At 43.5% G+C, this 12,140-nt stretch carries 12 protein-coding genes; all 12 read right to left on the bottom strand.

Going from position 1 to position 12,140, the window contains the following annotated elements; all coding sequences use genetic code 11:
• On the bottom strand, positions 1-425 hold a 425-nt coding region (locus tag LNTAR_RS24125), incomplete at its 3' end, for a thioredoxin domain-containing protein (RefSeq protein ID WP_007281399.1).
• Complete coding sequence (locus LNTAR_RS24120; RefSeq protein WP_007281398.1) at positions 425-688, bottom strand: hypothetical protein; 264 nt, start codon at positions 686-688, stop codon at positions 425-427. The genes LNTAR_RS24125 and LNTAR_RS24120, both read right to left, overlap by 1 nt.
• A gap of 9 nt (positions 689-697) precedes the next feature.
• Positions 698-2,263: a hypothetical protein gene (locus LNTAR_RS26355; protein WP_007281397.1), complete on the bottom strand. Its 1,566-nt coding sequence runs from the start codon at positions 2,261-2,263 to the stop codon at positions 698-700.
• Positions 2,263-2,907, bottom strand: a complete 645-nt coding sequence (locus LNTAR_RS24110) for a c-type cytochrome (RefSeq protein WP_007281396.1) — start codon at positions 2,905-2,907, stop codon at positions 2,263-2,265. The genes LNTAR_RS26355 and LNTAR_RS24110 overlap by 1 nt, the downstream gene beginning before the upstream one ends.
• A complete protein-coding gene (locus LNTAR_RS24105) occupies positions 2,885-3,430 on the bottom strand; it encodes a DUF3341 domain-containing protein (RefSeq protein ID WP_007281395.1) in 546 nt (181 codons plus the stop codon). The genes LNTAR_RS24110 and LNTAR_RS24105 overlap by 23 nt, the downstream gene beginning before the upstream one ends.
• On the bottom strand, positions 3,430-4,818 hold the full coding sequence (gene nrfD, locus LNTAR_RS24100) for an NrfD/PsrC family molybdoenzyme membrane anchor subunit (RefSeq protein WP_007281394.1): 1,389 nt from the start codon (positions 4,816-4,818) through the stop codon (positions 3,430-3,432). The genes LNTAR_RS24105 and nrfD overlap by 1 nt, the downstream gene beginning before the upstream one ends.
• A 12-nt stretch (positions 4,819-4,830) precedes the next feature.
• Entirely contained in the window at positions 4,831-7,977 is a 3,147-nt protein-coding gene (locus LNTAR_RS24095; protein ID WP_007281393.1) for a TAT-variant-translocated molybdopterin oxidoreductase, read from the bottom strand.
• A complete protein-coding gene (locus LNTAR_RS24090; RefSeq protein ID WP_007281392.1) occupies positions 7,965-8,714 on the bottom strand; it encodes a cytochrome c3 family protein in 750 nt (249 codons plus the stop codon). The genes LNTAR_RS24095 and LNTAR_RS24090 overlap by 13 nt, the downstream gene beginning before the upstream one ends.
• 94 nt (positions 8,715-8,808) lie before the next feature.
• A complete protein-coding gene (locus LNTAR_RS24085) occupies positions 8,809-9,258 on the bottom strand; it encodes a hypothetical protein (RefSeq protein ID WP_007281391.1) in 450 nt (149 codons plus the stop codon).
• Positions 9,259-9,263: 5 nt separating this feature from the next.
• Complete coding sequence (floA, locus tag LNTAR_RS24080) at positions 9,264-10,283, bottom strand: flotillin-like protein FloA (protein WP_007281390.1); 1,020 nt, start codon at positions 10,281-10,283, stop codon at positions 9,264-9,266.
• 188 nt (positions 10,284-10,471) lie between these two features.
• The gene (gene ychF, locus LNTAR_RS24075) at positions 10,472-11,575 is read right to left on the bottom strand and encodes a redox-regulated ATPase YchF (RefSeq protein WP_007281389.1); all 1,104 of its coding nucleotides are present in this window, start codon (positions 11,573-11,575) and stop codon (positions 10,472-10,474) included.
• Positions 11,576-11,673: 98 nt separating this feature from the next.
• Positions 11,674-12,140 (bottom strand): M48 family metallopeptidase (locus LNTAR_RS24070; protein ID WP_157473834.1); only part of this gene is annotated, 467 nt, incomplete at its 5' end.

Raw genomic sequence — 12,140 nt, 5'->3', positions numbered from 1 at the left:
AGGCTGTATTGCTTGAGGTAGTTAGCTCTTTTAGCTTGAGCTAAAATGTGATTTTCTTTTGGTTCAAATGAAATGTTGAGCATTTCAAAGTGTTCGCCGGGCTTCCAGTCGAGTTCGTCGAGAACCATGAAGGAACCAGTGAGTAAAGCGTTACAAGTACCGCCACATGAGTAGTACACCATATTGATGACTACGGGGCGACCTTGTTCAAAGTAAGTTCTAAGTGCCACTTTTTCGCCGGCCTCATTCGTCACTATGAGATCGAGGTTTAAGTGAGCACCAAAGTTTTCGTCCACACCAATGCCCTTCAGCGCTTCAGGGTCTCTGTCAACATTTGTAGAGACACCGACGCGTGGTCCATCAATTTCCGCACTAAGACTTAGCGCAAAAAACGTGATGAGGAGAATGGTGAGGAACTTTTTCATTACTTCGTTTTACCCTGTTCAGCTAAAACATTATTGATGATCGCCATCTTAGCTTTGTTAGCTTCACGCATTTCGTTGAGTTCTACTGTCGGCGCCTGCTCTCTCGCTTCGCGAGTACTTTGAGCAATCATGCTCTCGTAAGAGCGTAGACCGATAATTGAAACAGCAATTAAAGCGGCAGTAACAATAAGAATGACGTAAACAGCGTTGATTGATGGTTCATCAACTTCGTTTTTTAATGGGTATTGACTTTCGTGACTCATAATGACCCCTTAGAGATTAACAAAGTTAACTGATTCTTTGAGACGAGGATCGCGAACAGGAATCAAGTTTTGGTTCTTAAGATTGAAGAGAAAGGCTGCAACGTAAACTCCTGCCATGCCGAAGAAAATAAGGGCATCAGCAATGCTTGGGCTGAAAGGTGTTGTGATTGGGAAAGTCACCGTAGGCATAACCTGCCAGTAAATGTAGATAAATTCCGCAATGATTAACCAAGCTGCGAAGAAAGCACAGATGTTCTTGTTACGCTTCATATGACGTGACATGAAGAAAGCGAAAGGAATGAGGAAGTGACTGGCAATCACAATATAAGTTATGGGGAGCCATCCTTCTTTGTAGCGATTGAGGAACCAGATAGTTTCTTCAGGAATATCAGCGTACCAAATAATGAGGTACTGGGAAAGCGCTGTGTAAGTCCAGAAAATCATGAATGCCCACATAAGCTTACCAAGGTCGTGGTAGTGTTCTTGATCCACAGCACCTTGTAGGTAACCTTTAGCTTGAAGGACGCGTACAGCAAGTACTGTTGCAGCATGCATGCTCATGATACCACCAGCAAAGTAGATGACGCCATAGATCGTTGAGAACCAAGCGTAGTCTAAGCTCATCATCCAGTCGAATGAAGCGAAGGTTAATGAGAGAGCATAAAGCATAAGACCAGGAGCCGAAGCTTTACCCATAAGGATTGTTGTCTTTGGGTTACCGTCTGCATCTTGTGAAGTTGACTTTTTGAACATGAAGAAAGCGAGGGCAATCCAAATGATGAAGTAAATGATAGCACGTTGTGTAAAGGCACTTTTGTTGAGGTAGCTATGCTTTACGTGGAGTGAGTGTTCAAGGTGAGCGCGGTGACGACCGTGAGCTAAGTCAAAACGTCCGCCTGCAGCGTGGTGATCATCATGAGCAGTATGAGCGCCTTCTGAGTGAGCTTCTTCTTCCTCTTCACCTTCAATATGTGCTTCAGCAGCATCTTGAGCTTCAGAAATTTCTTCCTGTTGTCTAACGCGGTTCTTTTCTGGGTGACCACCAACAGCTGGCTTATCAGCTTCAACTTCTTTTTTGACTTCTTTTACTTTCTCTTCATGAGGATGAGCGTTATCGTCATGTTCACCGTGCGCTTCCTCGGCATGATCATCATGACCGTGGTGAGCATCTGTGAAGTGATAAGTATCGAGTTTTAAATCAGCCTTAAGAGTTTCACCATCACGAGAATCTGCCCAAGAGAAGATTTCGTTAGCGAAAAACAAGATAGGGAGGAAAAGCAAGGCCATGAGCCAGATGTTTTTCATGAAGCCTTCTTGAATACGGCGAACTGTTACTGACCAACCTGCACGTGTGATGTGGTTAATCATTGTAAAGCCAAGTGCACCCAAAGTAATGGATAGGAAAAGCATGAAGCTCGTTAAGTACGAGTGCATGAATTGCGCTTTGTTGGGCTGTGTGAAACAAGCAATTGCGATAAACGCAATACCAGCTATGCCAAAGATGCCAATAGCTTTGTTCCATTTTGCGCCTGGAGCAACAACTGTTTTTTCGTCAAAGTTTTTACCGTGTCCCATTATTTTGCCTCTTTGGAACTTAAAGATTTATATTCTTCAGTGGCTGCAGCTTTTTGAAGAACACGAATGTATTCTACGATTGCCCAGCGATCTGCGAGATCTGGAATTTGTACAGCATAAGGAAGCATGATTTTACTTCTACTGCCGTTTTTGATAGCTGAGTAAAGTAAGCCATCAGACATTTTTGCGTAATCTGGAAGGAGTAGGTTTGCTACGCCAGCGAAACCGCGTTTAGCAACCATCCCAACACCATCACCAAGTGAACCGTGGCAAGGTGTACAATAAATTTCGTAGCGTTCTTGGCCACGCTCTAGATATTCTGCATAAGATTTTTTCCAGCCAGTAGCTTTAAAATCAGGAGCAGATGTGATGTATTCACCTTTTTCATTTTTACCGTCACGGATAGCAGGATCTTGTACTAGCTTACCGTAAGGAACTGTTTCAGCAATTTCTGGGCGCATAGTACGTCCATCGTCGAAGAAAGGGCTCTCAGACTGAGCACGGTATTTTTCTTGACTATCCATATTAGGGTTAGGGTGAATTGGTGGTTTTGCGGATTCCGCACCTGGTTTACAGGAAGCTAGGAATAGCGCACCGAGACTTAAGCTGATTGTAAGCGGCTTAATCATTGATGACAGTGACATCTTTGCCTCCGATTTTCTCTAAAAATTCAGTTGTTTTTTGAGTGTTGTATTTCGGGTCATCAACACTAACTACAACAAAGAAACCATCATCAGTTACTTTCTTGAAGGCTTCGTGTTTGAAAACCGGGTTATAAAATTTGGGTAATCCGTTAATGCCGATCATGCCAAAAACTGCTCCAAAAGCAGAGAAGAGGACTGAAAGTTCAAACATAACCGGAAGGAAAGCAACGATACTGCCAGCACCGTTTGGCTTACCACCAATAATCATTGGGTAAAGATCCATGTTGGTGATGATCTGCAAGCCAGTTGCAGTAGCAAGACCAGTTAAACCACAGGCGAGGATAAGCCATGGTAGCTTAGTTGCTTTGAGGCCCATTGCGTCATCCATGCCGTGGATGGGGAAAGGCGTGTAGCATTCGAATTTTTTGAAGCCAGAATCACGAAGTTGTTCAGCTGCGTGGTAGATGTCAGCAGAGCTTTTGAACTCTGTGATTAAGCCCCATTCTTTTTCTTGAGTAGACATTAGTGGTTATCTCCATGATGTGGGTCAGCTTCTGGCATGCAATTCTTAACTTCAGAAATTGCAACAATAGGTAAGAAGCGGAGGAACAATAAGAGTAGTGTAAAGAATAAACCGAAACTACCAACGAAAGTGCTGATGTCCCAAATAGTTGGAGCGTAGTAATCCCAGCTTGAAGGTAAGAAATCATTATTGAGTGTCATTGTGATAACAAAACGTTCGAACCACATACCGATGTTTACGAAGATTGAGATGATAAACATGAAAACAACGTTTGTACGGCACCATTTGAACCAGAAGAACTGGGGTGAGATCACGTTACAACCAATCATGATGAAGTAAGCCCAGCCATATTGACCGAAAGCACGGTTGATGAATGCGTAGGATTCAAACTCAACACCTGAGTACCAAGCGATGAAGAATTCCATTGCATAAGCGTAACCAACAAGTGTACCAGTAAGAAGGATGATCTTACACATGTTTTCTAAGTGGCGAATCGTAATGAGGTTTTCAAGTTTATAAATGTGACGTACAACAGTCATTAAAGTGATTACCATGGCGAAACCAGAGAATACCGCACCCGCTACGAAGTAGGGAGGGAAGATTGTCGTGTGCCAACCAGGAAGGTTTGATACAGTAAAGTCAAATGATACGATTGTGTGTACAGAAAGTACAAGTGGAGTTGCAAGTGCTGCGAGAATCGCATAAGCTTTCTCGTAACGCTGCCAGTGCTTGTTAGCACCTGTCCAACCGAGGGCAAGAATACCGTAAGCAATTTTGCGGTACTTAGTTTTTGCACGGTCACGCATAGTTGCAACGTCAGGGATAAGACCCACATACCAGAAGAGTAATGATACAGTTGCATAAGTAGAAACGGCGAATACGTCCCAAAGTAGTGGTGAGTGGAAGTTAGGCCAGAGAGTCATTTGGTTCGGAATTGGAAAAAGCCAGTAAGCAGCCCAAACACGACCAATGTGAATGCCTGGGAAAACCCCCGCGCAGGCAACCGCCATCAAAGTCATTGCCTCAGCAAATCGGTTAACCCCCGTTCTCCAGTCTTGACGGAGTAGGAATAAGATCGCTGAAATAAGTGTACCTGCGTGGCCAATACCAACCCAAAATACAAAGTTAACAATCGCCCAGCCCCAGTAAGTGGGGTTATTTAAGCCCCAAATACCTGTACCTTCCCAAATGAGGTAAAGGATAGAGGTTTTGAGGAGGCCAAGACCACCAAGAGCAGCTGCTAAGCAAAGGAACCAAATTTTTGGCGTTTTACGCTCAGAAATATCACACACTGCGTGCGATACGTCTTTGAAATCCATACCACCCTGAACCAAGGGAGTTCTTTGGGCGGGATTATCAGCGTTAGGATCTAGAGTCATGTCAATCATAATTGTACCTGATTATCCTAGTTCAGAATTTCTGTTTTTAAGTCTACCGAGGAAGCTCGTACGTGGACGTGCATTAAGCTCGGGGAGAAGAACGTAGTTTCTTGTCTCGTTCTGCATCTGGCTAACTTTGGACTCGGCGTTGTTTTGATCACCGAAAGTAATAGCTTCTGTTGGGCATGATTGAGCACATGCTGCAGTGAACGAGTCAGTTTCAAGCTTACCACCGTTTTCAACTTTAGCGTCAATTTTCGCTTCGTTGATACGCTGGACACAGTAAGTACATTTTTCCATCACACCACGAGAACGAACTGTCACGTTAGGGTTATGAACCATTTTTTGTACTTCATAGCGCTTGTCTTTGAAATTTTCTTGGTATTGGAAGAAGTTAAAACGTCTTACTTTATAAGGGCAGTTGTTACCGCAGTAACGAGTACCGATACAACGATTATATGCCATGTCATTAAGACCTTCTTCATTATGAACTGTTGCAGCTACTGGGCAAACGAGTTCACAAGGAGCTTTTTCACAGTGCATGCAAGGGATTGGTTGGTGGTAAGCACCTTCTACTTCTAAATCTTTTTCATCGTAGTCGCTACGGAGCATGTCGGGCATGAAAGCACCGCTTGCTGTGTCGTAACCACTGAAGAAGTAACGGTCCATGCGGATCCAGTGCATTTCGCGACCTTTAAGAACGCGTTCTTTACCAACAACGGAGATGTTGTTTTCTGCCTGACAGGAAATAGTACAAGTACCACAACCATTACATGCATTGAGGTCAACGACCATTGCCCACTGATAAGAACCTTCTTTGTCCCATTCAGGGCGGTCAGGTATAATTGATTCGCCATTAGGGTCGAACTTGTTGTCGAAGATAGCGATGTTTTTCTTAAAATCAGTGATGTTATCATCTTTGACTAACTCACGGCCTTCCATTGCCCAGTGATCCTGAGTTGAGGCAAGCTCGTATGTGCCGCTAGTTTTAGAGACGTCAGCTTTAACCCATGTGAGTGCGTTAGAGTTTCTGAGTGTATAAACATTGAAACCAGTGCCAGTACCTACGGGGCCAGTAACGGTTCTGCCATAACCAAGATTAACAACAACTGTTTTGTCTGCGATACCTGGAACGATCCAAGCTGGGATTTTTTCACCATTAACACTGAGCAAGTCGCCATTTTGAACGCTGAGGTCGCTTGCTGTCTTGTATGATACAAGCGCTGCATTATCCCAAGTGAGTTTTGTGATTGGGTCAGGGAATTCCTGCATCCATCCGTTATTGTTGTAGCTACCCTCAAGGAGGCTGTAGTCTGCTTTGAAAACAACTTCGAAGCCAGCTTTATAAACTTCAACTGCTTCTAGATTTGCAATAGCTTTTGAAGCTTTAAAGCTAACTTTAGAAGGTTTGTAAGCTGAGCCGGAAAGTGCGCTGCCATAAACAGCCTTTTCCCAAGCGGGACCTTCGAGTTTATAAGTTGCTTTTACGAGCTCAATACCCTTAGTTTGCTTACTTTGGATAAGTTTAGCTAGAAGTTCGGCATCACTAACGGCGCCGAAGAGTGGAGCGATAAGCGGTTGAATGATATTTGCAGTACCATCAGCTGAACGTGTGTCACCCCAGTATTCTAGGAAGTGGGCTTTTGGAACAGCAACTTTAGATACGATTGAAGTCTCGTTAAAATGAGAAGTAAGATGAATTGAATTGATACTTTTGATTTTCTCAGCGAATTTGAGGTCAGCTGGAGCGTCATAAGCGGGGTTGCCACCGAGGATAAGGAGATCTTCAACTTTACCATCAGCAATTAAAGTACTGAGTGTTTCAATTGATAAGTCACTTACTTTTGCAGCTCTTTCGCTGAAAGTGATTGTCTTACCTTGATTATCAAGAGCATCGTTAAGAAGCAGTCCTAAGATTTGAACTGCAGTGCTTTGATCGTCGCCAACTAGGATTGCTGAGTTTTTACCTGCTTTCTTAAGAGCAGCTAAATCGCTTGCGATGGCAGCGATGAACTCAGAGCCAGTCTTTTTAGTTGTAAGTGCATCTTTAGAGAAGTCGTACTTGCTATCGAAACCTTCGATGAAATTGCTGATCGATGCATCGAGTTTGATGTGCTTACTAAGTTCTTTACTTAAGGCAATCATGAACTCAAAAGTTGCGCTTTCCGCTAAACGGTAACGGTGGTCTGAGTTTGAGCCAGTGACAGAGAAGTTTGCTTCAATAGTGTAGAGGCGATTTATGTCAGTTTTACTTAATGCATCTTCATCGCCTTTTTGAACGTTTACACGTCGTGCATCGGCATATTCTTTTGAAAGTCTAAGTGAATCGCGACCTGAAAGCATGAAGTCAGAATTGACTGATACAATAGCTTTCGCATCTGTTAAGCTGTAGTTAGCTTGTATCTCGTTAGCTTTTTTGCCTGTGAGTACCTTTAAAGCATGTGTGGCGTTATCTTCGTTCAGAACTTCCCATGTTGCAAACTTAGCGTTTGAGTATTTTTTGCGGAGCTCAGCACGAACAGATTCTTCACTAGCAGATGTGACTGCGGGAGATAGGATGGCAAATCCAGCGCCTTTATTCTCGCTGAGTTTAGCGTCAAGCTTCGAAAGTTCTTCGCCAAGTTGTGTCCAGCTATCTTTAATATGCTTCCTGTAAATAGGAGTCATACCTTGTTCTTCATCAGCACCATTGATAACTTTGCCGTTATCAATATACTTGACATACTGAAGTCGGAAGGGGTCATAGAGGCTGAGAAGGTCCGCTTGTGCGTGCTTGTCAGTTTTTCCGTTGTTAGCAGGGTGTCCAGGGAGACCGTCAATTTTAGTAGGACGACCTTCGTGGCTCTTTACGAGTACGCCGAGCGATCCGCTTGTGCGTGGAATAGCTGAGGCATAAAATCTAGCTTTACCTGGGATAAGACCTTCTGGAGCACTCGCGTAAGGTAAGATTTTTTCTTCAGGTCTTCTGCAGCTTGTGAGTCCGCCTGCACCGGCGAGAGTCATGCTTGCAGCCATGATTTTCATGAAACCACGACGACTGAAGTCTCCTAGCTCGGAAGCGCCTTCTGGGAATTCTCTTTCCACGTGTTCTTTAAATTCAGGGCTTTCGGCGAGCTCATCTAAGCTACGCCAGTAATGTTTTCCTCTGTTGGAGTCTATCTGTGACATGCGCTGCATCCCATTATTGGAGGGTTGAGGTTTTTCGTTTCTTTGATTTTTTTCAACTCTTCTTCTTTGTTGAGATTAGAGTTTTCCCAAGTCCAAGCTAAGTCAGTGATCCTGACGCTGTCTGGGCGAATGTGATCTTCGTGATCTTTGTGGCACTCAAGGCACCAGCCCATGCTGAGCGAGCTGACTTGCTTTACAACTTCCATTTGGTCAATGCGACCGTGGCACTCTACGCAGCTGACGCCTGCACGGACGTGTACTGAGTGATCGAAATAAGCGTATTCTGGGAGTTTATGAATTTTAATCCATGGAATAGCAGCGCCCTTGTTGGGGTTCTCTATTTCTTCTTCAACGACCTTCGGTGTTTTAGTGTCAAACTTATGATCGATTATGTTTTTTCTGATAATAGTATCTTTTTGGATGCTGGCTAAAAGCTGCAATTTAGGGCTATCAGTTTTAACTTTGCTGTGACAGTTCCAGCATACATCTGAGTGGGGAACTGAAGCGTGAGGTGATTTCTCTACGTTTATGTGACAGTAACGGCAATCCATGCCCATTTCGCCGGCGTGAAGTTTATGAGAGAAGGGGATAGGCTGTTCCGGACGGTAACCAACACTTAGGTTTTTGTCCGTAAAATAGAAGTTAACTATGAGTGCAATAGTGACAATAGTTAAACCAGCTGTTAAAAAAATAACAGGTTTAATTTTGTCGATGCCCTTAGGGAATATGGTCTTCAATGGGTAATTCCTTACGCTATTTGTGATGTTTTGAAAAATTTGACGCCTAATCTAAAAGAACTCTTTTTTTTGTCAATGCTATTTGTGGCATAATTTAGGGTTCATACGACTTAGGTTTGGTCAGGACGGTATTTAAAATAAAGGCTTGACGAAGAGTTTTTCTATCTTTGCAATTGAGACTTGATCTCTTCTTCTTTTTAGTATTTGTAAGCTGTTGATGAAGAGTATTTTGTGAACTCTCCTTATGAATAGGTCTGTAATTCGTTTTGGTGTTTGTATTTTTAGTATTGAAAACTGGAGGAGGAGGGGGGATGGCTTCCTGTACATATTTTTTTTTGATTTTTTCAGAATTTGGCACACTAGTGGGTCGTGTCATTTTTTCATTAGGCGTTTTTTGGACTGGCGGAGCTGGTGTTGGCTCCGCCTCTTCGAGCCATTCAGATAGATCGGTGGCATCGCCATTTTTTGCATCTTGCTTTTGTATAAGTTTATTGTAAACAAAACTTATTACAGCAAAGACAATGAGACCAATGATGCCATCCATGATTTCTACTCAGCTCCCTCATCATCTTTAGCAATCATTTCTCGCATGGTGGTGTCGGCTTTTAGGTTTTCTAAGCGGTAATAATCTAAGATACCTAAGTTGCCATCGCGCATCGCTGCTGACATCGCAACAGGAACTTGCGCTTCAGCTTCAACAACTTTAGCTTGCATTTCTTGTACCTTGGCGATCATTTCTTGTTCCAATGCAACTGCGGCTGCACGGCGCATCTCAGCTTGTGCCTGAGCAATTTGTTTGTCGGCTTCGGCTTGGTCTGCCTGTAGGCGAGCACCAATGTTTTCACCGACGTCAATATCGGCAATATCGATTGAAAGGATTTCAAAGGCAGTGCCACTGTCGAGGCCTTTGCTCAGTACTGTTTTGGAGATCGAATCTGGGTTTTCGAGAACGAGTTTGTGTGTTCCAGCGGAACCGATTGTTGTAACAATACCTTCGCCAACACGAGCTATAATGGTATCTTCTACAGCACCACCGATAAGCTTTTCGATACTTGCTTTTACAGTGACACGAGCTTTTACTCTTAATTGAATACCGTCTTTGGCTACCGCGTCAATCGTTGTACGACCAAATGCAGGATCTGGGCAGTCAATCACTTTGGGCATAACCGACATTTTTACAGCTTCAAAAACATCGCGACCTGCTAAGTCAATGGCGCAGGCTTTTTTGTAGTCGATTTTAATGCCAGCGTTGTTCGCTGCGATAAGTGCGTTAACTACATTGATGACGTCGCCACCCGATAAGTAGTGTGTTTCCAGCTTGTCGACGGTGATATCTTCTAGATGAGCTCGACGAGATTGGATGTAAGCCATGGTAATCAATTTAGGGTTAATGCTTCTTAGCCTCATCATGACTAGATTGAGCGGGCTAATGTAAGCGCCAGATGACCACGCTTGAATGTACAAGTTGAAAAATGAGAAAAGGAAAAAAGCTAAAACAAGTAAAACCAAAAGTGCTATAACTGAGAGAGCTATAGTTAAGGTGTTATTTGCTGCAATTAAGTGTAGCATGTTGTTATTACTCCTAAGTTTCAGTTAAGGCCATAATAACTCAAATATGTCTAACTATCCATGGCTGAAATTTTAGCCTAACTGAAATTCATGTTTTTTTTATGAAATTTACTAATTATATGCGAGTTTGAGTGAAATTAAAAAAGCTGTTGAAAATTTAACAGCCTTTTTTCTTTGCTTGTTAGAATTTATTTTGTGTTAGTTAAGAATAGAATGACATCTCCATCTTGGACGAGGTAATCTTTACCTTCTACGCGGACCTTACCGGCTTCTTTGGCGCCTTGGCGTCCACCGTGTTCGATAACATCATCAAAAGCAATGACTTCTGCGCGGATAAAACCTTTTTCAAAGTCAGTGTGGATGACGGCAGCAGCTTGTGGAGCAGGGCAGTCAATGGGGATTGTCCAAGCACGAACTTCGATTTCCCCTGCCGTTAAATAAGTACTAAGACCAAGAGTTTGGAAGCTCTTGTGGATAAGCTTATCAAGGCCAGATTCAGTGAGACCAACATCTGCGAGGAACTCGGCAGCTTCTTCTTTGTCGAGCTGAGCAATTTCTTGTTCAATTTGTGCACAGATTGTCACCACGCCAGCATTTTCTTCGGCGCCGCAAACACGAACTTTTTGAACGTAATCATTTTCCATTTCTGGGAGGTCGTCTTCTGAGACGTTACAGCAATAGATCATTTCTTTAACAGTAATGAACATGTAGTGCTTGATGAGTTGTTTCTCGTCGTCATTTAAGTCGACGGAGCGAATAGCTTTACCTTCGTTAAGCGCAGGCTGAATCTTTTGGAGAACTTCAACAGTTTTAACCGCGTCTTTATCTCCACTACGGACCTTTTTACCTAAGCGCTCGATATTGCGATTTACTTTTTCGAGGTCGGCAAGTGCGAGTTCGAGGTTGATTGTTTCGATGTCAGAAATGGGATCAACTTGACCGTCGACGTGAACAACATCATCGTTGTCGAAGCAACGAACAACTTGTACGATCGCATCGGTGTGTTGGATATTTTCGAGGAACTGGTTACCACGTCCTTCACCAGAAGAAGCGCCGCGAACGAGTCCTGCGATATCAACAAATTCGATAGTTGCATACTGGATCTTGTTGGGCTTAACGATCTCGGATAATTTATCGACGCGTACATCGGGTACAGGTACAATGCCGACGTTAGGTTCAATAGTACAAAAAGGGTAATTTGCGGCTTCCGCACCAGCGCGCGCAATCGCGTTAAAAAGAGTTGATTTGCCGACGTTAGGGAGGCCAACAATACCACAAGCTAAATTTGACATAGCGAGTTTCCTAAATTTAAATTCAAAAATGTTCTCCCTCTTAGTACTTTAAGAAAGATTTTTTGCAATGATGGATAGGAAAAAAGGTTTTTGAGAAGCTAAAATTTAGGGATGAGTTTTTCTCTCTCGAGCTCTTCGTATTGAGGTGTTTGCCTATAGTAGTACATAGCTTTTGGCAAGTATTTTTTGATTTCGTCAATGCGGCGTGTGTCTGCGGGGTGAGTAGATAGGAACTCCGGAGGTTTGCCGCCCTTTGAGGCTTTAGACATGTCTTGCCAGAAAGTGATCGCTCGTTCGGGGTTGTACCCTGCTTTAGCCATAAAAACAAGGCCCATGTAATCAGCTTCGAGCTCATGCGCACGTGAATAAGGTAAGATAATGCCTACGCTCGCGAAAGCGCCTGCACCAATAAGTATCGCGTTGCCAAGGTCGTCATCAACCGAATCAGAGAGTTTCAAACCAATAGATGTGGCGAGGATTCCACCTTTGATAAGCATGGAGTGACTCATGCGTTCGTTGCCGTGCTCCGCTACTGCATGGGCGACTTCGTGACCCATTACCACCG

Origin of the sequence: Lentisphaera araneosa HTCC2155, from assembly GCF_000170755.1 — a bacterium.
In the GTDB taxonomy this organism is placed as follows: domain Bacteria; phylum Verrucomicrobiota; class Lentisphaeria; order Lentisphaerales; family Lentisphaeraceae; genus Lentisphaera; species Lentisphaera araneosa.
Note: the sequence above shows the minus strand (reverse complement) of the source record. Positions and strands in the feature narration are given on the sequence as shown.